This window comes from Vreelandella piezotolerans, assembly GCF_012427705.1.
Lineage (GTDB): Bacteria > Pseudomonadota > Gammaproteobacteria > Pseudomonadales > Halomonadaceae > Vreelandella > Vreelandella piezotolerans.
This window is the reverse complement of record NZ_CP048602.1, coordinates 2,073,889-2,095,936: the sequence shown is the minus strand read 5'-3', so window position 1 is coordinate 2,095,936 and position 22,048 is coordinate 2,073,889. Positions and strand designations below refer to the sequence as shown.

Here is a 22,048-nt window from a genome sequence, read left to right as displayed (position 1 = left end):
ATTCATTGTTTCGCACGCACTGCAGAAGGCACTTAGATGCAAAAATCTAATGAGTCCAGTGATATAAAAGCAGACGGCGGCCCTCTGCAGCGGCTTAAGGGCTCGGTCGGCAAATATGAGCTGCCATTTGAGCCTATAGGCGTTGACGACTGGGAAGCCATGCAGGTGGAAGAGCCTGTTCCAGCCACCCAATCAGGTGATGAGCATTCGCCGAGATAGGCACGCATTGCACAAGCCATGTGAGTGAGTACATGGTCGGTAGGCGAGGAACATAGCAATGAAAGTGACTGAAAAAGTAGAAGTCGAGGCCGTCACTGATGTGGTGTGCGATGTATGCCTAACCACAACACGTGTAGCAAATGAAAATCTTGAGTACGCCACCCTCAAGGCACATTGGGGCTATGGCTCTCAACACGACGGCGAGCGCTATGAAGTCCACCTGTGCGAAAGCTGTTTTTTCAGCACGTTGACTTACTTCAAGCAAGAACGCCGCGTGCAAAATTTGTTCAGCGAAGATAGCGACAGAGATCAGGCCTTTAATACAGATGACCGCATTGGGCTCGTGGCGAAGGATGACTATTTTGGTGACAGGGATACAAAATCTTGATAGGTGGTTTTGCATCGCTTTAGGACTGGCTACAAAGTGCTGCTTTAGGCAGGTTTCGACCCTGAGCGGACATTGCCGTAACAAGCAGCAGGTGCGAGAGTTCTGGTCATACGGCCTAATGAAAATTTATATCTTATAAGATCATAGGCCCGGGATAATTGGTAGGCTGCATTTGCTGGACAAAAAAACAGCACATTCATCCAGTAAAAGAATGGGCAGCCTAATATCTGTTAGCCAGCATTCCTAGTCGACCTAAATGGAGTATTGAAGGTGTGGAAGACATTGAGTTGATTGTTGCCATCGTGGCTGGTTTGTTTTCCCTGTTAGGCGGTTTCCTGGGCGCCTTTCTAACTCGCCGAACAGAATATGAAAAGTGGCTTCGGCAACAGCGAAGCATCGCGTTCGCGGGATTCATAAGCCATTTGAATCAGTTTCGCAAAGCGGCTGTAGATATTCTCTACGATACGAGCCTTGATCAAGAAGACAAGGACATGGCTATTACTGAATGTTTTTATGAGCTTAATAGCCAGGAACATATCGTGAGGTTGTATCTGACAGGTAGCACCCGGGAAAGGTTTTCAGAGCTAAAGAGCGAGATTTGGAGTGCCTATTCTCCAGCGGTTAATCAAACGACGCGTTTGAACACGTTGAAAAATGCGACTTCTGAGATCCAAGAAATATTTGAGGGAGTTCTACATGGTTAACAATCGCAGGCACAGCGACGGCTTTTCCATTGCGGCTGCGCCTCCATTACAAAGCCGCGCGTGCTGCGGGGTTAAACGTCATTGGCTAAGTTCCAAAATCGAATAGAGAATAGAATTCAGATTATGAGTATTGAGTTTCTTGAAAACGATCTAGATAGGGTTAATTACTTAAGTAATTTGCTAACAGATCATGCTACAGGCGGGTCTGCTGATGAGGGTGAATATATGCAGCTCCGCCACGAGCTGCTAAAGAATACAACACTGGCACCCATGCTCCCAGAATGGCTAAAGCTTCATCGTAGCTTGGGATCATTTTGGGGCTTTATAAAGAACCAATACGGCACCTATGCAGAAAGAAGAACATATATATCTGAACAGTTTTCAGAAGTATGTAACTATTTGGAGTTTGGGCAAAACTTAGCCAAGCCTGCACTACCAAAACCCCAATTATTTCAACAGCCTATCGCTGCTCCTGAAAACACGGTTTTTAACTCAGTGGTCAAAAAGAATAAGGTTTTTATCGTACACGGACGTGATAATGAAGCTAAGCAGGAAGTCGCACGTTTTATTAATAAAATTGGCTTAATACCGATTATTCTTCACGAACAAGCTAGTGGTGGAAAGACGATAATTGAAAAAATTGAGCACTACAGTGAAGAAGCAGGATACGCCATTGTCTTATATACCGCTTGTGACCATGGTCGAGGCATTCATGAAACAAAAGTTCATCCCAAGCAAAGAGCCAGACAAAATGTAGTATTTGAACATGGTTATTTAATGGCAAAGCTTGGTCGTGAAAACGTTTGTGCATTGGTTAAGGGAGAAATTGAAACACCGAACGATATTAGTGGTGTGGTGTACGCTCAACTAGATTTTTCAGGTGCCTGGAAAACTGAAATAGCTAGGGAACTCAAGGTCAGTGGATACACTATCAAAGAGTTTTTCTAGCTCAGTGGAAGAACCGTTCAAAAAGCGCAATCACGCGGATCAAATACGCTTTTAAGCGGTAAGGAGTGATAAGCAGTGCCACATAGAATTTTTGAATGGGAAGAAATTGCCCAGAATTATTACAGGGGTTCATTGCTGCTAGGCAATGGCGCCAGTATGGCTGTTGATGGACGCTTTGGATATACGTCTCTTATCGATCATGCACGTGAGCATGGTCTTCTCACTAATGATATTCACCAACTATTTGATTTTTTTCAGACCTCGGACTTCGAACTTGTGTTGCGCCTAGTATGGCAAGCTTCTAATGTTAATCGCTCTCTTGCTATTCCCGACGAAAGAACACATGCAGCTTATGTAAGGGTGCGTGAGTGCCTTATCCAGTCAGTTAGGGATGTCCATCCTGAGTATCAGGAAATTTCAGAGCATCTACCTGCTATCTATGCTTTCTTGAAGCATTTCAGTACAGTGGTTTCTCTAAACTATGATCTGATACTTTACTGGGCCATTATGTATGGTATAGACGTGCGTGATCGTCATTCATTAAAAGACTGTTTTGTTAATGGACAATTTTACGAGGATTGGCGTCGTTTGCGCGATCCAATCTACGGGGATGCATCGACAACTCTTGCGTTTTACCCTCATGGTAGCTTAGTTCTCTCGCGTAATAACATTGAGTCAGAGTTCAAAGTAACAGGTAATGGAAATAGCCTGCTTGAAGCAATACTTCAAGCCTGGCAATCCGAATCAGTAGTACCTTTATTCGTTAGCGAAGGGACATCTCAGCAAAAAATAAATTCAATACGCAGTAGTAGCTATCTAAATACAGTTTACAGAGAAGTTCTCACTACTTTGGAGCCCTCGTTGGTTATATATGGATGGGGTTTCTGGGAACAAGACCTTTATATTCTTCAGCGTATTGCTTCATCTCAAATTCGCCATGTTGCTGTTTCGGTGCATGGGAATGATCAAGTCTACTGTAATAGGGTGAGTCATACGATCCAGAACACTCTTGGCGCTAATGTTCAAATACACTTTTTCCGAAGCAACAGTCCTGGCGCATGGAACAATGTCACTTAACAAGTTGCTGCACTCGGAAAAATTACTCGCTGCGCTCGCAATTTTCCGGTGAGCAAGGCGTTGAGCCTGTAGCAAAACCCCGATGACGGCTAAGTTTTAGTAGGCTCGAGAAAACAGACGAGGAGTGGTCAGCATGCCGCGCTTCAAGATTTATAACTACGATCAGAACGCCATGGTGGTGATCAACTACCAGGACCTGCTCCAGCCAGACACCTTTGAACACTCCGTACACTTAAGAGCAACAGACCGTCTTCAACAAGCTTTAGCTGGCTGCTCAAGTGGCTAAATGCCAATATTAAGATTACTCAGCCAGATGACCGGGTGGGTAAATAAAGAAGGACAACAGGCGGTGGAGACGGCTCTAAATCGAGTTTTTCTACAGCCTCGTTAGCTTCTTGTGAAGGAGTTTCATGATTTTATACAAGTACATGTCCTTCGGCGCCGCGCGAAATGTGATCGATACCCTATCACTAGGATTTTCATGCCTTGAAGATTTGAACGACCCTTTTGAATGTACAGCCTTTGGTTTTAAGGATAGCGATAAGTCTATAAGCGCGAAAACCGCCACGGATGCTTGTAGAAACCGTTTCTCGAGAAAATACGGTGTCTTATCGTTGACTCGTCAGCCTTTGAACACGCTTATGTGGTCGCATTATGGAGACTCTCACCGTGGGGTAGTTCTTGGGTTCGATTGTGATTCGGCCGGCTTTTCAGACCCGCAAAGCAATTTGATTCCAAGCCAGTATGGAGAGATGGTTTACTCAGCTACAAAGCCGCATAACGATCTACCCGTGATTGGCGAGCATGAGCTAATGAATCTTGGTGGTAGCCTTCGTTTTGACTCGAATGCCTTCAATCTAATGAAAAGAGCTTTTCTGTATAAGTCTCTCGAGTGGGCATACGAAGAAGAGATCCGTGTTGTAAAAGATATAGAAAATATCCCCTTCGGTTATCACACAGGTGGTGGTCGCTATCGTGACTGGAATAAGGTGACTGTGTCTGGACGACCTCTATACTGCTTTGATGTGCCGGAGAACTCGCTTAAAGAAATTTACTTGGGGCGACATTTATATAGAAATGTTACCAAAGGCGGATCTGTTACCGGTGAAGAGTTGAAAGTTGTGCTTCAGTCTTGGGGGAGAAAAGATATCAAGATGATGCAATGTGAACCCGATGTTCACTCGTGGAACCTCGTTGCAAAACCATCTATCAACAAAAGCTAACCAGTGGCTGTTGGCGATCGCACCTACTCTGGTGCTCCGGCACGCCGCAAAGCCAGGGCGTTATATCAGAGATGACTAAAAGGCAGCTCCTGGCCGTTAGCTGTCGCAACAGAATAACCCCATAAAAAATGCATTAGATGGGATTGCCCATTCTAAAGCATTTAGTACGCGATGAACTTCTTTCATACCTATCTCAGTTTCACAAAGCAATAAAGGAATGCTTCCATTCAAAGATTGGTTAGGTCGAGAAAGCCAGTCAAGAGCATCTTCTTTTTGCTCCCATAATTGGAACGCTAAAATGCTTGTGTACGCTATTCTATTGAACATTTCTAGCTTTATGCTTTGTTCTATATTTTTTTCATTGAAAAGCTCTATGATTATATTTGGTTTGTGCATCTTTTTTAGTTGTCATTTTCAACAATTGTTGCGACTAAACAATAATTGCTGCGACAATCTCTATGTTGAGTTTACATAGAGCGCGCCCTTGTGACCGTTTCTCTCAAACAATGCAGAACTTTTAGCTTCCCAGATGGCACCTTTAAAGACGAAGCTGAGCGCTTGGTCGTTTGGTGGTATGGGCCTATCTTCAAGAATAATCGCTTACGAAGCGTCCCTAAAATCCATATCTTCTTGAGAACCATCGACCATGAGAATAACTTAGGAGGCGTGGTTAGACGTGAGACAGTCTTAACGCATGTGGGGCTATTGAGAATCGGCTCCGTATGGGAAAAGGGCGTGAGTAACTCCCGTATTGCCTACGAGGAGAGAAAATTCCCCGTTTCGTTCTCTCCAGGCGGCTGGCGAATCGTCTCCCTAGACGACTTGCTCAGAGAAGGGCGCAGCCTCTATACCTCCTTTCATGATTCGAACTACTTACCCCAGAAAAGTCAGCACAAAACGTACCTGATTGACTTTGACCTCCCGGATGACAAACATCTGCTCATCCCTTGTACAGAGTTTTTTGCACGCTGTTACGGTCGCTCTTCTGAAATTAAGCGTGTCCTCGCCACTTACCGTTGGGAGGAGGTCAAAGAACGGCTTTATCGACCGCTTAATGCACCTGCATCACCGGGCACATGGCCCGTCAGATTTACTCATCGAGTTCATAGGCACGATGCGATTTTGCTCGCACACATTTTGTACGATCCCTATGCCGAGCGGGCTGCCAGAAGAATTTATTCGCAGATTGAAGCCAGCTTCACCCCAGACCAGATGCTTTTAGAGGTTACCCCTTGGTTCCAGGGGGACGGGGAGATCTCTGTTTCTGGAGTACCTATTGATGATGGCAACGCATTTCTAGGCTTGCAGATATTAGGCTGTACGCAGCCCGATGGTGCCACGATCCACCGTGAAAGAGAGAAATCAACGACAGTACCAGCCACCGATGGCGACGATACCCCCTCTCAGTTTCCCTATCATCAGCTTCAAGACATCCCCGATGTCATTGACCTCACGGATGATGACGAACCCGACCATGGTTCTTCTTGGCTAGACCTTCCTGAGGACGAATTCGTTATATTAGGTAAGCCTCGCGCCGTCTTGGATAAACGATATACCCGAAAAAACGTGCCCGATACACGAGGCGTCCCCGTTCCTGGCGACGAAACCATTTTCTCCACCGGGGAGCCACATGGATCAGGAAAAGGGGTCGGACAGGCCTCTATTCACGCTCCTATTACACTGGAGTCGCAGGGCTTTCTACGTGATATGTGGAATGCGCTTCTTTATTTAAAATCGGCTTATCCCGAGACGGTTCATAGCGTCAGCTGGTTTACCTTTGAAGACGGCTTTAGCACTTCCCCCGACCCTCGGTTGATCAGCCTGGAACCTTTCGAAATAGACGACGAGGTGGAAACGTCAGTCGCTAATTGGGTTTACATTGATACTCAGACCAAGGTGCCTCGCGGGGTACTCGTCATTAGAGTGCATGTGTTAGATCAAACGCTCTATCTCATGGAGATCCAACGCCGCCCTCCTAAACCTAGAGCCGGCGGTAGTGAGGAGGCCTCCAAACCTCCCTCCTACAAAGGTTTAGTATTCACACTGAGCCCTCAAGGCAGCTTTGAACATTGGCTGCGCCAAGTGCTTTCTAACGTGCGGCACGTAGAAGGTGTCGTTCAAAAACTGGTTCGACACTGCCCAGGGTTCGCCGATACGTTCAAACACCCTAAAGCCAAAAACGAAAACGTTCCCTGCGAAGCTTCAGTGTTGAATGCCTTTAGCAAGATCGGTATCACGCGAGGAGACCTAGTGTAGTATCAAGCTGGCTCGATGGATAAAAGCAAGGTGGACACTCGTTGATATTTTAAAGCGTGTACTCCCTCTATCGATGTGTCTACCTGGTACCTGAATCCGTGAGACCGGCCCCCGGAAGCACTTCTAACCCACTGACCTGCATGGCAATATAGCCATTATCGCCATTCACCCAGACAGTGCCATGCCCAACATAAAGTTCCGCGCCAGTTGCCGCACCCTCACCAGCCACGCCGGGCTGTCCATCATCGGGCAATGCTTCGAGATCGCTGGCGTCGACAGCATCGACAGCCGCTTCCCCACCACGCTGGGCATGCGCACCAGTGACGTGATCAAGAGCTACCTGGGCCTGCTGTGTCTGGGCATGAGCGACTATGACGCTGTCGAGAACTTCCGCCGCGACAAGCCCTTCCAACAACTGCTGACCCTGCAGAAGGTGCCGAGCGCGGCGACGCTGCGACAGCGGCTGGAGAAACTTGCCGCCAACGACCTGCAGGCGCGCACCGCCACCTGGTCCACGACCCTGCTGTCACTGATCGAAGCACCGATCACCGCCGAGACGACGCACGTCTGCCTGGACATCGACACCTTCGTCATGGACAACAGCAACTCGAAGAAGGAAGGCGTCTCGCGGACCTACCAGAAGGTCGATGGCTACACCCCGATCGCCGCCTATCTGGGCAACGAAGGGTGGTGCCTGGGTCTGGAACTGCGGCCTGGCAAGCAGCACACCATGAAGGAGAGCAACGCCTTCCTGGAGCGGGTACTGCCTCGCGCCCAATGCTTGACCAAGCAACCGATCCTGTTACGCGAGGACAGCGGCTTCGACAGCCAGGCGCACCTGGCGCTTCTCGAACAGCAACGCCAGGTCTTTGCCGACGAGGGGCGCCGGCTCGACTATGTCGTCAAATGGAACCCGCGTGGCTCGGCCACGGCTGATCGAGATACCTGGCTGGCGGTGGCGGCGGACTACTGGGAAGAGCTGCGTCCTGGCAAGCGCCAGGCGCTGTGGACGCAAACCGTCTCGATCCACGACGACAACAAGACCGAATACGTCGTCCAACGCGTGATGCGCCTGGTAGAGCGCACCGCCGATGGCGATGGCCAGTTGCTGCTCGAACCGGACTATGAGTTGGAAGGCTGGTGGACCAGCCTGGACGAGGCGCCGGAGGCGGTGATCAAACGCTACCATGACCGATCACGACAAGGTCGAGATCGTCAGCATGGAAAATTCCGCTTTGGCTCGTATTGATTATTGTAGGATTCAGCGGTCTAATTGACAGTGTGCTTCTCTAAGCGGGGCAAGAGTGGGAGAAGCGACTGACCACGCCTAGTAAGCCTAAAGGCCTAACCTTTACGAGACGGGAACCATTTCGCCATGAGCGGTGACAACTCAAGCCTGGCTTCTGCATTGCGTGTTCTGCCTGACCGTTTGCCAGCTGGGCGTCCGACGCTGAATGATATCCTGAGCGCTCTGGGGGATCGTGGACTTGGGCTCGTTCTATTAATTTTTTCGATCCCAGCCATTATTCCGACACCAGGCATTCCAGCTGGCATGATATTCGGCTCGGCGCTTGCGCTGCTCGGTGGGCAAATGGTGGTCGGTGCAAAGCGTGTCCGCTTGCCGTCTTTCATCGCTCAGCGGCGTATTGGGCAAGAAGTGCTGCGCCAAGTCTTCCAGCGCGCTACGCCACTTATAGATAAGCTAGAACGCCGCCTGAGCATCCGTCTGGCCGGGCTGATGTCCCCTTTGGCCATGCGAGTTATCGGAGGGGTTATTGTTGTTATGGCGTTACTGATTGCATTGCCCATCCCATTTGGAAATACCTTGCCTGGCTTGGCGATTCTGGCTCTATCGCTAGGCCTCGCGAGGCAAGATGGGATTGCAGTATTGGTTGGTATGAGCCTTGCGGTATTGGCTAGTGGTGTCTCTGTAGCACTGTTACACGGCAGCCTGAGGTTGTTCGATATGATTCACTGATGCGTGCGTAATATTCAATACCACCAAGCACAAGCAGAAGGCGCCGCAGACCAAGGTGTCCCCCGTTCCTAGGCAAGGCCACCATGACCTACAACAGGGGTTTCCCCGAGTCGAGAAGAACTGCGGCGTCGATCTATCAACCTTCTAGGGAGATTAAGTCTTTGGTGGATCAGAATGGATCGTCAACCATTTAATCAGGATACCCAGTTTAAATTCTTTAACGATTTTCACCTACGGCTCGCTTCCTTCCATCAGAGCCATCCTTTACGTTTAAAGTACCAATACGGTGCGATGCCTGACATAACCATCAGCCCCAGTGCCCAGGGATAGCCGAGCAACCACTTCAATTCCGGCATGTAGTCAAAATTCATTCCATAGATGCTGGCAACGAGAGTAGGCGGCAGGAACACTACGGCAGCAATCGAGAAAGTCTTGATGATTTGGTTTTGTTCGATATTAATAAAGCCCTGAGTCGACTCCATCAGAAAGTTGATTTTATCGAACAGAAAAGTGGTATGGGACATGAGAGTCTCGATATCGCGCATAATCTCACGTAGGCTTTCCGACTGCTCCGGTTGGGTTTTTAGATGACGCAGCAAAAACGAAATATCCCGTTGGGTGTCCATGAGGCAAAGGCGGATTTTTCCGTTGCTGTCCTCCAGGCGGGCCAGTTTGCCGATGGCGTCTTCCAACTCCGACTCCTCGTCCTCTAGAACCATATAACTGATCTTTTCCAGTTGGCGATGCAGATCTTCCAGAGCATCGGCATGGTTCTCCACTTTCTGCTCCAACAGCGTGACCAACAGGTCTTGTGGGGATTGCACTTCCACCTGTCCCTTGTGCTATCTTGGGCCTCGATCTACTATCGCAAGGAGCCCTCATGAGCCAGCCCACCCCTCCCGAACCTCGACCCGATACAGCGGTGCCTTCCACCAGCGGCAAGCGCTATGAACGCATCTTCGAGCGCTTCCTGTGGAACAGCCGGCTGCTGGTGATGCTGGCGGTGGTGCCGAGCCTGCTGGGGGCACTGGTGCTGTTCATCATCGGTACTCTGGATATTCTCAAGCTTACCGTGATCGCCGCGACCTACTACCTGGTCGGCGGGCAGCCCAATATTCACGAGACGGTGGTGCCGAGCGTGGTGATGGCGGTGGACATCTACCTGGTGGCGATCGTGCTGCTGATCTTCGGCCTGGGGGTGTATCGGCTGTTCGTGTCGCCGATCGAACCGGCCGAGTCGCACCCGGCCTCGAACCCCTTCAATGTCTCGTCCTTCGATGAGCTCAAGGACAAGATCGCCCGGGTGGTGATCCTGGCGGTGATCATCGAGTTCTTTCGCGCGGTGGTGGATATCACCTTCGAGACACCGCTGGATGCCATCTACCTGGCGCTCTCGGTGCTGGCCCTGGCCGGGGCCCTCTACCTGATGAGCCGCGCTCACAAGCATCATCGGGAGTAGGCTCGCCGACGCTATGGCACAATACTCCTTTTGTTGTTCGACAAGGATCGCCAATGGCGTATGTGCTGGTGATGGGCGGTCTCGCCCTCTCGGTAAGCTTTACCTTGGGCTGGGCGCTATGGCGTCTGGGCCGTGCTGCCTTGGGCTGGTTGGGCGGTGGCCCCGCGGCGGGCAAATCGAAGGTCAAGCCGCGAGCCCGCAAGCCTGCGGCGAGGAAGCCGGCCGCCAGCAAGGCGGCGACCCCGCGTAAGACGAGCACCCGGCAGTCGGCCAAGACGCCCAGCGAGCCCTGGGCACTCACCCGCTGGCTGGCGGCGCGTCACTCCCTGTTACCCCTGGCCAGCCTGGCACTGATGCTCTATGCCCTGGGGCGTGTCGTGGTGTTCGGCCTTCAGCACCGTCCGGTGGAAGCGCCGGCATCATTCCCCCAGGTTGTCGACGTGGTGGGCTGGACGGCGGCGGCGCTGCTGGGCCTGGCGCTGCTCTCCCTGCTGGCACGCTGGCGCTGCCGCGATTAACCCCGCCCCCTTGGGGTCAGACCCCTCAATCTACTTAGGGGTCTGACCTCGACGGGCTGGCGAACCCGAGAGCGGCTGGCAGGTCCCAGCCTTAGCAAAGAGAAAGGAGACACCCGTGTTAGCCAATATCCAGCGATTCTTTCAGGAGATGCTCGCCGAGGGGGAGGGTGGTGCCGGTCTCGAGGCGCCGAGCCTCGAGCTTGCCGCGGCGGCTCTGCTCTGCGAGGTGATGCGTGCCGACTACGAGGTGACGCCGGAGGAGCTCGACACCCTGCGCGCTCAGCTGCGCGACCATCTCTCATACGTAGCAGGCGGAAATCGGCCAAATCTCCTTCACGAATGGTGATCAAGCAATTTTTTTGAAGGATACAGGCAACGGATACGGTTGTGTGGCGACCCTCGCTTTGGGCGAGAAACAGTGAGTGGACGTGGATACCGGCCTGGTCCACGAAGCAGCGGGCCGAGGTTTCAATCTCTTCCACTTCATCCGGTTCGGGCAACTCGGTGCACAGCATGTGTTGCAAGAGAGCACGTTCGTCTTCATCCGGCTCGTGGGCATCAATCCAGTCGGCTTGGATCAGATGGCTACCCAACTCCTCGAGGGGGCATTTAATTTCGTGGATCAGGCCGTTTTCAATTTTAAACAATCTCAACATCAGTGGATCTCTATTGTTTTCAGTGATTGCCAGCGATAGGTTGCGGCTTCTTCGAACTGGTTATTGTGTGTAGTGATGAACAAGGCGGCGATACCATTATCATCCGCGGCCGGCATACCGGATTCCCGTCCCAGGCAGAGAAGGGCCGTGGACCAGGCGTCCGCTAGGGTTGGATTGTCATTGATGACAGTGACAGTGACAGTGACAGTGACCGAGACCGTGTTGTGAGTGACCGGTTTGCCCGTGCGGGCATCCAGGACATGGCTGTAGCGCTTGCCCTGTTCATCGAAGTAATGGCGGTAGGTGCCCGACGTCATAACGGAAACTGGGGCATCCTGACGGATGGTGAGGGCTTTTTGCACCGAATGACCACCGGGCAGAGGCCTCTTGACGCCAATACGCCAGGAAGAACTGTCCGGCTTATGCCCCCGGGTTTGCAGCTCTCCGCCAATCTCCACGAGATAGTTCTGTATCCCAGCAGCTTCCACTACGGTGGCAACCCGACCAACGCTGTAGCCTTGAGCAATGGAGGAAATATCCACATGAATCTGCGGGTCGGTTTTGCGCAGTTGGGTGGGTGTCGGGGTTTCTAGTTTGCTAAAACCGACGTGTTGTAGCTGCTGCATCAGGGTAGCCGGATCCGGTGGTGTCAGCGTTTGGCCCGAGAATCCCCAAAGATCAAACAATGGTTTGATGGTCAGGTCATAGCACCCCTGGCTGGCTTGACTGACCTGCTTTGCGGCTTCTACCAGTTCGACGATCTCGGAGCCGTCATCAATCGGAGCGGTAGTCTCCGTGGCGTTAAAACGTTCAATATCTGAATCCGGTTTGTAGTTCGACAACGAGCGATCCAGGCGATTGAATTCAGCATCGATCCGTTGCTGGAGCGCGTTAACGTCCACGCCTTCAGATTGCCAGACGCTGACATGCCAAGTAGTGCCCTGAGCGGCACCACTCAGCTTATGCACCTGATTGTCGAATGAATCACATCCTGATAGCACCGAAGCGATGGCAAACACTACAGGCCATTTAAGCCTCATGCTGACCAATCTGGAGGCTTTCCCAGCTATTGTGCCAAGCCCCTGAATAGCCACTGAAACAATTACCATCGTACTCCTTATCTCATCAGAACCCAGTAAATCAGGGCAGCCAGCCCCAGGCGATAGACCACATAGGGCCACATCCCAAAGCGGTTGAGCCATTTCAGAAAAAAGTGGATGGCTGTTAGCGCCATAGCGAAGGAGGTCAGTCCGCCCACTAGGAACGCGATCCAATCCACTGCAATATCACCAGTGGCCACCTCCAGCAATTTGGCGGAAGCGGCCAGCGCGGTAATGGGAATGGCCAGAAGGAAGGAAAAGCGAGCTGCTGCCTCTCGACTGAGGCCTAACATCAACCCAGCAGTGATGGTCACACCCGAACGGGAGGTGCCGGGAACGAGTGACAGTGCTTGGGCTGCACCGACTAACAGCACATCTCTCCAGGTCAATGTGGTGATCTTCCGGCTCTGTTTGGGACACCAATCCGCCCAGCCCAGCAACAAGCCAAAAATTAACGTGGTGAAAAAGATGATCGCGACAGAACGCAGTTGGGTGTCAATCAGATCCAGCAAGAGCAAACCGGCCAGTGCAGCTGGAACGGTGCCGATAACCAGGTAGCCTGCCATCAGGCCTTGTCCGATAAAGCGTCGCTGAATCAGCGAAGTAACGCTGTCCTTGGTCAAATCTCCAACATCGCGACGAAAATACAACATCACGGCGAGTAAAGTGCCCACATGTACCGCTAAGTCAAAAGCGACACCTTGGTCAGCCCAGCCAACCAACACCGGAGCCAGAATCAGATGCGCGGAGCTGGAAATCGGCAAAAATTCAGTGATGCCCTGAATGATGCCCAACCAGAAGGCCTGAACTACTTCCATCAAACCTCCCACGCCAATGTTTCGTCATGGCAAGCGGGAATGTGGGGCCAAAGTTTTCTTTGTCTCATAGGGATTGCGTTTCCTTTTTGTTGATGAAATAAGTGCCTTTGGGCAGCACGTGTTTGTAAGGCAATAATGAGTTGTGTGCCAGTGTGTCGTCGTCCACCGTTTCGCCTTGGTTTTTCAGTTCGTCCACGATGTTGCTGTTGCTGGAGATTTTCCAGTACTGGATGCACCCTAAACTTAATCCTGAATCCGTGAGACCGGCCCCCGGAAGCACTTCTAACCTGGATATTGCATAAGACATGAAAAAGGCGGCTGAAAATCGGTTATAATTCAAGCTCCTACACAAGAACCAACCGCCTCAGCCGCCATGACAAAATGTACCACGCCGTCCGCTTCCTTTCCACGCTGCAAAGGCCGTCAGGTCATCGCCCGTTTCGATGGCGGTGATCTCACTTCCGACGGCGGTATCCTGCTGCTGCGGCAGCTCAATCGCGAGATGGGCCTGACCCGCGCCGTCGCTCGCCGGCTCAGCGACGAGCGCGACGCTCAGCGCTGCCTGCATCGCACCGAAACCCTGGTCCGGCAGCGCGTGTTCGGCCTGGCGCTGGGCTATGAGGATCTCAATGACCACCAGGCCCTGCGTCACGATATCGCCCTGCAGACCGCCGTCGATACCGATGGCGTGCTGGCCAGTCAGTCCACCTTGTGCCGCTTCGAGCAGCAAGCCGACCGGGACTGGGCGATCACCATCCACGAAGAGATGATCGAGCAGTTCATCCGCTCGTTCCGGCGGCCACCCAAGAAACCGCTCTACCTCGACTTCGATGCCACCGACGATCGGGTGCATGGCCAGCAGCTCGGGCGGCACTTCAACGGCTACTACAACCACTACATCTTCCTGCCGCTGTTCGTATTCTGTGGCGACCAGCTGCTGGTCAGCTATCTGCGTCCGGCCTCGCTGGATGCCGCTCACCACGCCGGTGCCATCCTCGCCCTGTTGGTCCGGCGGCTGCGCCAGGCGTGGCCTGAGGTGAAGATCGTCTTCCGAGGCGACAGCGGCTTCTGCCGTCCACTGATCCTCAACTGGTGTGACCGCCACGGCGTCGATTACATCATCGGCCTCGCCGGCAACAAGCGCTTGGCCAAGCTGGCTCTGAACATCGACTACGCGTCGGCCATCCGCTTCGAGAAGACCTGGGAGAAGGAGCGTGTCTTCGGCTTCATCGAGTACGCTGCCAAGAGCTGGAAGGAGCGTCGACGAAAGGTCATCGTCAAGTCCGAGACCAGCCGGCGTGGCTTCAACACCCGCTATGTGGTCACCAGCCTGCGCGGCTGCAGCGCCGAGTGGCTCTATGACCACCGCTACTGTGCTCGGGGCGAGATGGAGAACCGTATCAAGGAGCAGCAGTTCCTGTTCTCCGACCGCACCAGCTGCCACGAATGGCGGCCCAACCAGTACCGACTGCTGCTGTCGGGGTTGGCCTACCTGCTGCTGGAGCGGCTGCGCCGGGTCTACCTCAAGCGCACCGCCTTCGCCCAGGCCCAGGTCAACACCCTCCGCCTGAAGCTGCTGAAGATCGGCGCTGTCATCACCCGCAACACGCGCACGATTCGGCTGATGTTGAGCAGCCAGTACCCGGAGCAGGACCTCTTCCTGAAGCTGGCCAGCAAGCTGGTGCCGGGATAGCGCCGCGGCGTGCTGTCCCCGGCACAGAAAACACATGGGGGTAGGGGGAAATGCGCCTTGAGCTCAGGAAATTGATCAATATATAGCCAACTTCCAGCTCTGGGCGGCATCATCGCCACCAAACCTGGCATTTGGGTGCTGCTGACCAACCCGATGCAACATCCGGGCTAACCCACTGACCTGCATGGCAATATAGCCATTATCGCCATTCACCCAGACAGTGCCATGCCCAACATAAAGTTCCGCGCCAGTCGCCGCACCCTCACCAGCCACGCCGGGCTGTCCATCATCGGGCAATGCTTTGAGATCGCTGGCGTCGACAGCATCGACAGCCGCTTCCCCACCACGCTGGGCATGCGCACCAGTGACGTGATCAAGAGCTACCTGGGCCTGCTGTGTCTGGGCATGAGCGACTATGACGCTGTCGAGAACTTCCGCCGCGACAAGCCCTTCCAACAACTGCTGACCCTGCAGAAGGTGCCGAGCGCGGCGACGCTGCGACAGCGGCTGGAGAAACTTGCCGCCAACGACCTGCAGGCGCGCACCGCCACCTGGTCCACGACCCTGCTGTCACTGATCGAAGCACCGATCACCGCCGAGACGACGCACGTCTGCCTGGACATCGACACCTTCGTCATGGACAACAGCAACTCGAAGAAGGAAGGCGTCTCGCGGACCTACCAGAAGGTCGATGGCTACACCCCGATCGCCGCCTATCTGGGCAACGAAGGGTGGTGCCTGGGTCTGGAACTGCGGCCTGGCAAGCAGCACACCATGAAGGAGAGCAACGCCTTCCTGGAGCGGGTACTGCCTCGCGCCCAATGCTTGACCAAGCAACCGATCCTGTTACGCGAGGACAGCGGCTTCGACAGCCAGGCGCACCTGGCGCTTCTCGAACAGCAACGCCAGGTCTTTGCCGACGAGGGGCGCCGGCTCGACTATGTCGTCAAATGGAACCCGCGTGGCTCGGCCACGGCTGATCGAGATACCTGGCTGGCGGTGGCGGCGGACTACTGGGAAGAGCTGCGTCCTGGCAAGCGCCAGGCGCTGTGGTCGCAGACCGTCTCGATCCACGACGACAACAAGACCGAATACGTCGTCCAACGCGTGATGCGCCTGGTAGAGCGCACCGCCGATCGCGATGGCCAGTTGCTGCTCGAACCGGACTATGAGTTGGAAGGCTGGTGGACCAGCCTGGACGAGGCGCCGGAGGCGGTGATCAAACGCTACCAGGCGCATGCCACCCATGAGCAGTTTCACAGCGAGATCAAGACCGATCTCGACCTGGAGCGCTTGCCGTCCGGCAAGTTCGCCACCAACGATCTGATCCTGCATCTCGCCCAGTTGGCCTACAACATCCTGCGCCTGATGGGACAGCTGGGCATGACCGGCGAGCTGAGCCCGGTTCGCCACCCGGCCAAGCGGCTCCGGCTGCGCACCGTGCTACAAGAGCTGGTGCACCGTGCGGCTCTCGTGATTCACAAGGCACGGCAGATCATCCTCGACTTCGGGCAGGATATCGGGCGCATGACGGTGCTCAAGACGCTGCGGAGCCGAGTGCGTTATCCACGAGGAACGCCATGCTGACCGTCAATCGGCGACACTCTATCCACAAGCAGTTCCAAGCGACACGCGATCGCCAGATATGTCGTGCCTGGCGGGTGGAAAGGCATGGCAAAACGGGCCGTCAGCACCGATCAGCACGGTGGGTTTTGGCAATAACGGGCTTGCGAAAGCCAACTTGCACGGGGCGAATGATCAAAAAGTGCTCGCTGGCGGTGATAGGGAAAGTGTCGGCGCCGGCTTCACGGATTCAGGTGGTAGAGCACAGCTCATCTGTGTTGTGTGACAGCTTGTTCACTATTAGCGCATGCTCACTCCCGGCCTGGGTCTCCTGCCAAATACGCCTGGTAAAGGTCATCAAACAACATATCGGTATGTTGCAGTAGGGCATCATCGTCGTCACAACGCTCCTTGGCCCCGGCCAGCATAAGTTTTAGCCCCACGGCCTCCGGCACGGGGGTGCCCCCCACATCCAAGTAGTGGACTAGCTCCGCAATTCTGCTCAAACCTGTCTGCGACTCAAGGCTAAAACTCGCGAGCAGCACTTCAAACGTCACCTTGTCATCAACATGGGTGAAAGGGGCTCCATCAAAATCAAACCCCAGCGCGTCTTGCGGACACTGGTTTGGATGCTCAAGCCACACGAAGCGAGCCTCGGGATCAATAAAGCGCTTGATCAACCAAGCCGATGCTAGCCTGTCCACCCAAGGGCGACAGCGCGTGGCCCACGATCTCCCACGAAATGCAGCGTGATCAAGCCGCGGGATCTCGGCTTGGATCGGCTGGGGCTCGTCTGGCACAAAATAGCGATTAAAGACGGTCTCCGCCTCTGCCAAGGCCATAATGGCGCGCTCGCTTTCTGACCCTGGAAAAAAATCGATCTCCACAATGCCTTGTAAACGTCGTTGCAACTGGGTCAATTGACGCTGCGCTTCTCGCTCCTCCAACTGAGGGCATGCCTGCTGCCACTCAACCACCGCCGCCCGTAAGGCTTGAAAATCTGGCTTTCGATCAAAGAGCGAAGGCAACGCATCGACGCTATCTATGGCTGAATCGTCTACCTCGATCAGCAGCGCGTTACCCCCCAGCTCCCGAATAGCGCCGACTTGCTGCTCCAGCGCTTCCCTTCGCGAGGGGCTAGTAGGCAGTAAGTACACACCATCTCTGAGTACCACGGCACCTAAACCACGAAGCGCCCGCCAGATCCTCATACGGGGCGTGCCCGCCCGCCCACTGAGACGCATGATCAGGATTAACCAGTGTTGTACGTTATCTGTCATACCGCCTCTTTCGTTGTATGTATAACCTAACTGTTATACATTCTACAAAATAACACCCCTACATCGCTAAAGAGTGTGCCATGCCGCCCAACATTGAGTCGCCCCATCAAGTACCGTTCCGTGAGGCCGTTAGGGTCTGGTTACGAATCGCAATACTGAGCTTCGGTGGCCCCGCCGGTCAGATAGCGGTGATGCATCGCATCCTTGTCGAAGAAAAAAAATGGATTGGCGAGCGCCGTTTCCTGCACGCGCTTAACTACTGCATGATGCTACCGGGGCCAGAAGCGCAACAGTTGGCTATCTATATCGGTTGGTTAATGCATCGTACCAAAGGGGGCTTGGTGGCGGGCAGCCTCTTTGTGTTACCTGGTTTCATCGCCATTCTGGCTCTGAGCTACCTGTATGCCGCCTTGGGCAATGTGGGGGCCGTTGAGGGGCTCTTCTTTGGCCTAAAAGCGGCGGTTCTGGCCGTGGTGCTTAACGCTGTCGTACGTATAGGCAAGCGGGCACTGAAAAATCAGATAATGCTTGGCATCGCCGCTGCCGCGTTTGTCGCCATCTTCTTTTTTGAGGTGGCGTTTCCGCTGATTATTCTAAGCGCGGCCCTTCTCGGGTATTGGGGAGGGAAGCGTGGCATGACAGCCTTTCAGGTAGGAGGTGGCCACGGTGATGCCGACGAGTCAGTGCTTAGCGACCGAGACTCCCTACTGGGTGAAGGGCTGCCTGCCCATGCTCGCCCCAATCGCCAGTGGTCACTACGCATGTCAGGCACGTTACTTCTATTGTGGTTAACGCCGGTGGTGGTGCTCTTGGCCCTATTCGGCGGCGAGAATGTGTTCAGTCAGATCGCATTCTTCTTTAGCAAGATGGCGGTGGTCACCTTTGGCGGTGCCTACGCGGTGCTAGGTTACGTCACTCAAGAGGCGGTGCAAAATTATGGATGGTTGGCACCGGGCGAGATGCTGGATGGCCTGGGCATGGCGGAGACGACACCGGGCCCGTTAATTCAAGTCGTGCAGTTTGTTGGGTTTATGGGCGCTTATCGTGAGGCCACAGGCCTTGATCCCATGTTGGCGGCAACGCTGGCCGCATTGCTGACCACGTGGGTAACGTTTGTTCCTTGTTTTCTTTGGATATTTTTAGGGGCTCCCTATGTGGAGCGTCTACGTGACAACCGCTCCTTAAGCGCTGCGCTGTCCGCCATTACCGCTGCGGTCGTCGGGGTTATCCTCAACCTAGCCATTTGGTTTGGACTTCACGTTATCTTCGCTGACGTAGGCGAATGGCACGTGATGGGGGCACGACTTTTAGCGCCGAACTTAGCGTCCCTCGATTTACTGGCGTTATTACTGGCGGCAGGCGCGATGGTCGCGATTTTTCATTTCAAGGTGGGCATGCTCAAAGTGCTGGCAGGGTGCGCGCTTATTGGTGTCTTAGCGTCTCTTGTGGTTTTTTAGCCAGCAGTCACCCGCTGATGGCGTTTCCGGCTCGCCTGTATCGCCTTTTGTGTTTTGCTGTGCTTGCTATCGCAAGTCCGGTTGTGAACCCACCTGATCTCCACTAGTATCCCACCTATCCCCCCAGGGGGGATAGGTGGCGTCGCAATGCTCGATAGCGCATACGCTGAACATGTTCTTCTTCCATTAGGTACGCTAGTCATGCATCACCATCGCCTTGACCAATGGCAGCACGATCATACGTTTGGCCAGAACCATAAACGCTCCGGTGAGTTGCGGACGCTCATTGTGGTCGGGCTGACCCTGGCCATGATGGTTTGGGAAATTACGGCGGGGGTGATCTACGGGTCAATGGCGCTGCTAGCCGATGGGTTGCATATGGGCTCCCATGCGGTGGCACTGGGTATTGCCGCCTTTGCGTATGCCTATGCCCGTAAGCATGCTACGAATGACCGGTTCTCGTTTGGCACCGGAAAGGTCAACGCGCTGGGGGGATTTACCGGCGCGATACTGCTGGCCGTGTTCGCCCTTTACATGGTGATAGAAAGCGTGGGCCGCTTTATTCAACCCGTTGAGATCTCGTTTAACGGGGCTATTTTTGTCGCTTTCATCGGTTTGGTGGTCAACGGTATTTCTGCTTGGATATTAGGCGAGGCCGGTCATGATCACCATCATGGGCACGATCACGATCATGACCACAGCCATCATCATGACCATAATCGTCGTGCTGCTTACCTGCATGTATTGGCGGATGCACTGACGTCAGTGCTCGCGATTGTGGCTCTGCTGGCGGGTAAATATGCAGGTTGGGGTTGGATGGATCCTGCCATGGGAATCGTGGGCGCTATCTTGGTCACCCGCTGGTCATGGCAGTTGCTTAAAGAGACATGGACAGTACTGCTGGATCATCAGCATCAATCGATGGAAAACGCCATCAAGCAAGCTGTTGAGAACGATGATGCCCGTGTTACTGATCTTCATGTGTGGTCGATCGGCCCCAATATTTATGCCGCTATCGTCTCCATCGTGGCCCATGAACCCGAGTCGCCCACGGCTTACAAACGCCATATCCAGGCCCACTGTTCCTCTCTCGTTCACATCACGGTTGAGATATTGCCCTGTGAGGAAGACCAGAGCGCTGGCCTGGCGTTAGCTCCTCACAGATAACGCGCAATCGCTTTGAAATCGTCGACATGGTGTTGCTGTTCCGGTGAGAGCGGCCTAAGGGCGTCATCCAGACAGTGCTCAATATGGTCATGGATCAATACGCGCTTAGCCTGCTGGACAGCTTTCTCGACCGCGTGGAGCTGCTGCGCAATGTCAAGGCAGTGACGACCCTCTTCCATCATGTGCGTCACGCTTTGTAGATGGCCGCGAGCGCGATTGAGCCGCTTGATGATATCGGGATGCGACTGGTGGGTATGCGGTGTCATGTTCTTTTCCTTTTCATTGTTTCTATCCCCCTAGGGGGGATGGTAATCTATTGGTATCATGCTGCCAACGCTCGCGCTGAAACAGCATGTGTTGCTTGGTTATCACTTTCACTCTGGTTGTTTTGTCATGCTCCATCGGCTGCGCCACCGTCTTGGCTACCTTATGTTCTTACTATTGTTCTTGCCGAGCCTGGTCATCTCCAGCCTCGGCGAGGCGCAAGCCCATGGGGCGGCGAGCGTTGCGTCGTTTGACCACAAGAGTGATCTAAGCGGCCATGGGCATACCCATGGCCACATGCATGAAGACGGTCGCCAGCTCCCTCATGAGAGCGGCAGTCACTTCCACGAACAAGCGGATCGGTTGGGGGCGAGCATTGCCCTGGCACCCAACGTCCGTCATGCCCTGCGGCTAGGCGAACGACACGCTTTTCCCCTGCGTCGTGTCTACCGCTTGGAGCGGCCTCCACGGCCAGTCGTCGCTTGATGACTGGGGCCATCCATCCGATGGCCAAGACTAATGACAGACCCGTGGAGGTTGCATGTTTCCATCCCAAGTAAGGGGTGCGCTCGGCTTGCCTATGATGGCCCGACGCCACGCCTTAGCCTTTCTAACCCTGCTGTTAATGCTACTGGGCGCCAGTGGTGAGGTACTTGCTCACGCGGTGGCTGAAGGTGACAAGGGCTATATCCAAGAGATCTATGGTGTTCATTTGATCTCATTTATGTATCTCGGTGCCAAGCACATGGTAACGGGGTATGACCACATACTGTTTTTGCTAGGGGTCATCTTTTTCCTCTACCGAATGCAGCATATCGCTATTTACGTCAGCCTCTTTGCCATCGGTCACTCGACGACGATGCTGTTAGGGGTGTACTTCAATATCGGCATCAATAGCTACCTAATTGACGCCATCATCGGACTCTCCGTTGTCTACAAGGCGCTCGATAACATCGGGGCGTATCAGCGCTGGTTCGGCTTTCAGCCCAACACCAAGGTCGCCACCTTGGTGTTCGGTCTGTTTCACGGCTTTGGCCTGTCGAGCAAGATCATTGAATACGATATCTCGCCTGATGGTCTCGTCCCTAACCTCCTGGCATTCAACGTAGGCGTAGAGATCGGCCAGCTACTGGCATTGAGCGCCATTCTCATTGTGATGGGCTTCTGGCGACGCACGACGGGCTTCTTACGCCACGCGTATACCGCCAACGTCGCCATGATGTGTGCTGGTTTTATGCTGGTGGGTTATCAACTGACCGGCTATTTCATTGCCTAATTGA

The 22,048-nt window shown here is 53.7% G+C and carries 24 protein-coding genes and 2 pseudogenes; 19 read left to right on the top strand and 7 right to left on the bottom strand.

All coding sequences use genetic code 11. The features are described from left to right. Positions 1 to 36 precede the first annotated feature (36 nt). From GYM47_RS09665 to GYM47_RS09635, 7 genes are all read left to right on the top strand, one after another. On the top strand, positions 37 to 219 hold the full coding sequence (locus GYM47_RS09665) for a hypothetical protein (protein WP_153844150.1): 183 nt from the start codon (positions 37 to 39) through the stop codon (positions 217 to 219). A 58-nt stretch (positions 220 to 277) separates the two neighbouring features. Continuing rightward, on the top strand, positions 278 to 607 hold the full coding sequence (locus GYM47_RS09660; RefSeq protein WP_153844151.1) for a hypothetical protein: 330 nt from the start codon (positions 278 to 280) through the stop codon (positions 605 to 607). 272 nt (positions 608 to 879) lie between these two features. After that, the gene (locus tag GYM47_RS09655) at positions 880 to 1,311 is read left to right on the top strand and encodes a hypothetical protein (RefSeq protein WP_153844152.1); all 432 of its coding nucleotides are present in this window, start codon (positions 880 to 882) and stop codon (positions 1,309 to 1,311) included. Between the two features lie 123 nt (positions 1,312 to 1,434). After that, positions 1,435 to 2,259: a TIR domain-containing protein gene (locus GYM47_RS09650; protein ID WP_153844153.1), complete on the top strand. Its 825-nt coding sequence runs from the start codon at positions 1,435 to 1,437 to the stop codon at positions 2,257 to 2,259. A 75-nt stretch (positions 2,260 to 2,334) separates the two neighbouring features. Beyond that, the gene (locus GYM47_RS09645) at positions 2,335 to 3,336 is read left to right on the top strand and encodes a DUF4917 family protein (protein WP_153844154.1); all 1,002 of its coding nucleotides are present in this window, start codon (positions 2,335 to 2,337) and stop codon (positions 3,334 to 3,336) included. A gap of 133 nt (positions 3,337 to 3,469) precedes the next feature. Further along, positions 3,470 to 3,622: a hypothetical protein gene (locus GYM47_RS09640; protein WP_168444450.1), complete on the top strand. Its 153-nt coding sequence runs from the start codon at positions 3,470 to 3,472 to the stop codon at positions 3,620 to 3,622. A gap of 124 nt (positions 3,623 to 3,746) precedes the next feature. After that, positions 3,747 to 4,559: a DUF2971 domain-containing protein gene (locus GYM47_RS09635; RefSeq protein WP_153844155.1), complete on the top strand. Its 813-nt coding sequence runs from the start codon at positions 3,747 to 3,749 to the stop codon at positions 4,557 to 4,559. A 96-nt stretch (positions 4,560 to 4,655) separates the two neighbouring features. On the opposite strand, the gene GYM47_RS09630 is transcribed toward GYM47_RS09635, so the two are convergent. Next, entirely contained in the window at positions 4,656 to 4,955 is a 300-nt protein-coding gene (locus GYM47_RS09630; RefSeq protein WP_153844156.1) for an MbcA/ParS/Xre antitoxin family protein, read from the bottom strand. 90 nt (positions 4,956 to 5,045) lie between these two features. Here GYM47_RS09630 and GYM47_RS09625 point away from each other — a divergent pair, with 90 nt between their 5' ends. The 3 genes and pseudogenes from GYM47_RS09625 to GYM47_RS09615 all read left to right on the top strand — a co-directional run bounded on the left by GYM47_RS09625 (position 5,046) and on the right by GYM47_RS09615 (position 8,793). Continuing rightward, positions 5,046 to 6,815, top strand: coding sequence for a hypothetical protein (locus GYM47_RS09625; protein ID WP_153844157.1), 1,770 nt, complete (start codon positions 5,046 to 5,048; stop codon positions 6,813 to 6,815). 181 nt (positions 6,816 to 6,996) lie between these two features. After that, positions 6,997 to 8,001, top strand: a pseudogene (locus tag GYM47_RS09620) (IS1380 family transposase); the annotation flags it as partial. Positions 8,002 to 8,190: 189 nt separating this feature from the next. Further along, a complete protein-coding gene (locus GYM47_RS09615; RefSeq protein ID WP_081712043.1) occupies positions 8,191 to 8,793 on the top strand; it encodes an exopolysaccharide biosynthesis protein in 603 nt (200 codons plus the stop codon). Between the two features lie 251 nt (positions 8,794 to 9,044). Here the strand turns inward: GYM47_RS09615 and GYM47_RS09610 are convergent, their stop codons facing one another. Beyond that, on the bottom strand, positions 9,045 to 9,617 hold the full coding sequence (locus tag GYM47_RS09610) for a CorA family divalent cation transporter (RefSeq protein WP_457853336.1): 573 nt from the start codon (positions 9,615 to 9,617) through the stop codon (positions 9,045 to 9,047). A 56-nt stretch (positions 9,618 to 9,673) separates the two neighbouring features. On the opposite strand from GYM47_RS09610, the gene GYM47_RS09605 reads away from it, so the two are divergent. The 3 genes from GYM47_RS09605 to GYM47_RS09595 all read left to right on the top strand — a co-directional run bounded on the left by GYM47_RS09605 (position 9,674) and on the right by GYM47_RS09595 (position 11,116). Beyond that, complete coding sequence (locus tag GYM47_RS09605; RefSeq protein WP_153844200.1) at positions 9,674 to 10,252, top strand: YqhA family protein; 579 nt, start codon at positions 9,674 to 9,676, stop codon at positions 10,250 to 10,252. 53 nt (positions 10,253 to 10,305) lie between these two features. Further along, positions 10,306 to 10,770: a hypothetical protein gene (locus tag GYM47_RS09600; RefSeq protein ID WP_023006437.1), complete on the top strand. Its 465-nt coding sequence runs from the start codon at positions 10,306 to 10,308 to the stop codon at positions 10,768 to 10,770. A 115-nt stretch (positions 10,771 to 10,885) separates the two neighbouring features. Then, positions 10,886 to 11,116 carry a TerB family tellurite resistance protein gene (locus GYM47_RS09595; protein WP_227406337.1) on the top strand — a complete coding sequence of 77 codons (231 nt, stop codon included), beginning with the start codon at positions 10,886 to 10,888 and terminating at the stop codon, positions 11,114 to 11,116. Between the two features lie 34 nt (positions 11,117 to 11,150). Here GYM47_RS09595 and GYM47_RS18360 read toward each other — a convergent pair. The 3 genes and pseudogenes from GYM47_RS18360 to GYM47_RS09580 form a co-directional block, all read right to left on the bottom strand. Further along, a pseudogene (locus GYM47_RS18360) lies at positions 11,151 to 11,285 on the bottom strand (magnesium transporter CorA); the annotation flags it as partial. 140 nt (positions 11,286 to 11,425) lie between these two features. Continuing rightward, positions 11,426 to 12,535: an FAD:protein FMN transferase gene (locus GYM47_RS09585; RefSeq protein ID WP_196781546.1), complete on the bottom strand. Its 1,110-nt coding sequence runs from the start codon at positions 12,533 to 12,535 to the stop codon at positions 11,426 to 11,428. Positions 12,536 to 12,543: 8 nt separating this feature from the next. After that, positions 12,544 to 13,344 carry an undecaprenyl-diphosphate phosphatase gene (locus GYM47_RS09580; RefSeq protein ID WP_023006435.1) on the bottom strand — a complete coding sequence of 267 codons (801 nt, stop codon included), beginning with the start codon at positions 13,342 to 13,344 and terminating at the stop codon, positions 12,544 to 12,546. A 373-nt stretch (positions 13,345 to 13,717) separates the two neighbouring features. Here GYM47_RS09580 and GYM47_RS09575 point away from each other — a divergent pair, with 373 nt between their 5' ends. Next, a complete protein-coding gene (locus GYM47_RS09575) occupies positions 13,718 to 15,037 on the top strand; it encodes an IS1380 family transposase (RefSeq protein WP_153844201.1) in 1,320 nt (439 codons plus the stop codon). A 225-nt stretch (positions 15,038 to 15,262) separates the two neighbouring features. Then, positions 15,263 to 16,624, top strand: a complete 1,362-nt coding sequence (locus tag GYM47_RS09570) for an IS1380 family transposase (protein ID WP_168444449.1) — start codon at positions 15,263 to 15,265, stop codon at positions 16,622 to 16,624. A 287-nt stretch (positions 16,625 to 16,911) separates the two neighbouring features. On the opposite strand, the gene GYM47_RS09565 is transcribed toward GYM47_RS09570, so the two are convergent. After that, on the bottom strand, positions 16,912 to 17,880 hold the full coding sequence (locus GYM47_RS09565) for a chromate resistance protein ChrB domain-containing protein (protein ID WP_153844159.1): 969 nt from the start codon (positions 17,878 to 17,880) through the stop codon (positions 16,912 to 16,914). 80 nt (positions 17,881 to 17,960) lie between these two features. On the opposite strand from GYM47_RS09565, the gene chrA reads away from it, so the two are divergent. Together chrA and dmeF are read left to right on the top strand one after the other, a co-directional pair. Next, positions 17,961 to 19,337, top strand: coding sequence for a chromate efflux transporter (gene chrA / locus GYM47_RS09560; RefSeq protein ID WP_153844160.1), 1,377 nt, complete (start codon positions 17,961 to 17,963; stop codon positions 19,335 to 19,337). Between the two features lie 201 nt (positions 19,338 to 19,538). Next, positions 19,539 to 20,504 carry a CDF family Co(II)/Ni(II) efflux transporter DmeF gene (dmeF, locus tag GYM47_RS09555; RefSeq protein WP_153844161.1) on the top strand — a complete coding sequence of 322 codons (966 nt, stop codon included), beginning with the start codon at positions 19,539 to 19,541 and terminating at the stop codon, positions 20,502 to 20,504. Here the strand turns inward: dmeF and GYM47_RS09550 are convergent. Beyond that, positions 20,495 to 20,770 (bottom strand): metal-sensing transcriptional repressor, encoded by a 276-nt coding sequence (locus GYM47_RS09550; protein WP_085919469.1) that lies wholly within the window; start codon positions 20,768 to 20,770, stop codon positions 20,495 to 20,497. The genes dmeF and GYM47_RS09550 overlap by 10 nt on opposite strands. Before the next feature lie 163 nt (positions 20,771 to 20,933). Here GYM47_RS09550 and GYM47_RS09545 point away from each other — a divergent pair, with 163 nt between their 5' ends. Both GYM47_RS09545 and GYM47_RS09540 read left to right on the top strand, forming a co-directional pair. Then, entirely contained in the window at positions 20,934 to 21,254 is a 321-nt protein-coding gene (locus GYM47_RS09545) for a hypothetical protein (protein WP_153844162.1), read from the top strand. Between the two features lie 55 nt (positions 21,255 to 21,309). Further along, complete coding sequence (locus tag GYM47_RS09540) at positions 21,310 to 22,044, top strand: HupE/UreJ family protein (protein ID WP_194928599.1); 735 nt, start codon at positions 21,310 to 21,312, stop codon at positions 22,042 to 22,044. Positions 22,045 to 22,048: the final 4 nt, after the last annotated feature.

Excerpts from the sequence above, each read along its gene's own strand:
- GYM47_RS09660 (WP_153844151.1), top strand. The coding sequence starts at position 278 with ATGAAAGTGACTGAAAAAGTAGAAGTCGAGGCCGTCACTGATGTGGTG.
- GYM47_RS09565 (WP_153844159.1), bottom strand. The coding sequence starts at position 17,880 with ATGACAGATAACGTACAACACTGGTTAATCCTGATCATGCGTCTCAGT.
- GYM47_RS09550 (WP_085919469.1), bottom strand. The coding sequence starts at position 20,770 with ATGACACCGCATACCCACCAGTCGCATCCCGATATCATCAAGCGGCTC.
- GYM47_RS09615 (WP_081712043.1), top strand. The coding sequence starts at position 8,191 with ATGAGCGGTGACAACTCAAGCCTGGCTTCTGCATTGCGTGTTCTGCCT.
- GYM47_RS09630 (WP_153844156.1), bottom strand. The coding sequence starts at position 4,955 with ATGCACAAACCAAATATAATCATAGAGCTTTTCAATGAAAAAAATATA.
- GYM47_RS09585 (WP_196781546.1), bottom strand. The coding sequence starts at position 12,535 with ATGGTAATTGTTTCAGTGGCTATTCAGGGGCTTGGCACAATAGCTGGG.
- dmeF (WP_153844161.1), top strand. The coding sequence starts at position 19,539 with ATGCATCACCATCGCCTTGACCAATGGCAGCACGATCATACGTTTGGC.
- chrA (WP_153844160.1), top strand. The coding sequence starts at position 17,961 with ATGCCGCCCAACATTGAGTCGCCCCATCAAGTACCGTTCCGTGAGGCC.
- GYM47_RS09605 (WP_153844200.1), top strand. The coding sequence starts at position 9,674 with ATGAGCCAGCCCACCCCTCCCGAACCTCGACCCGATACAGCGGTGCCT.
- GYM47_RS09575 (WP_153844201.1), top strand. The coding sequence starts at position 13,718 with ATGACAAAATGTACCACGCCGTCCGCTTCCTTTCCACGCTGCAAAGGC.
- GYM47_RS09665 (WP_153844150.1), top strand. The coding sequence starts at position 37 with ATGCAAAAATCTAATGAGTCCAGTGATATAAAAGCAGACGGCGGCCCT.
- GYM47_RS09580 (WP_023006435.1), bottom strand. The coding sequence starts at position 13,344 with ATGGAAGTAGTTCAGGCCTTCTGGTTGGGCATCATTCAGGGCATCACT.
- GYM47_RS09635 (WP_153844155.1), top strand. The coding sequence starts at position 3,747 with ATGATTTTATACAAGTACATGTCCTTCGGCGCCGCGCGAAATGTGATC.
- GYM47_RS09600 (WP_023006437.1), top strand. The coding sequence starts at position 10,306 with ATGGCGTATGTGCTGGTGATGGGCGGTCTCGCCCTCTCGGTAAGCTTT.
- GYM47_RS09640 (WP_168444450.1), top strand. The coding sequence starts at position 3,470 with ATGCCGCGCTTCAAGATTTATAACTACGATCAGAACGCCATGGTGGTG.
- GYM47_RS09650 (WP_153844153.1), top strand. The coding sequence starts at position 1,435 with ATGAGTATTGAGTTTCTTGAAAACGATCTAGATAGGGTTAATTACTTA.
- GYM47_RS09545 (WP_153844162.1), top strand. The coding sequence starts at position 20,934 with ATGTTCTTACTATTGTTCTTGCCGAGCCTGGTCATCTCCAGCCTCGGC.
- GYM47_RS09540 (WP_194928599.1), top strand. The coding sequence starts at position 21,310 with ATGTTTCCATCCCAAGTAAGGGGTGCGCTCGGCTTGCCTATGATGGCC.
- GYM47_RS09570 (WP_168444449.1), top strand. The coding sequence starts at position 15,263 with ATGCCCAACATAAAGTTCCGCGCCAGTCGCCGCACCCTCACCAGCCAC.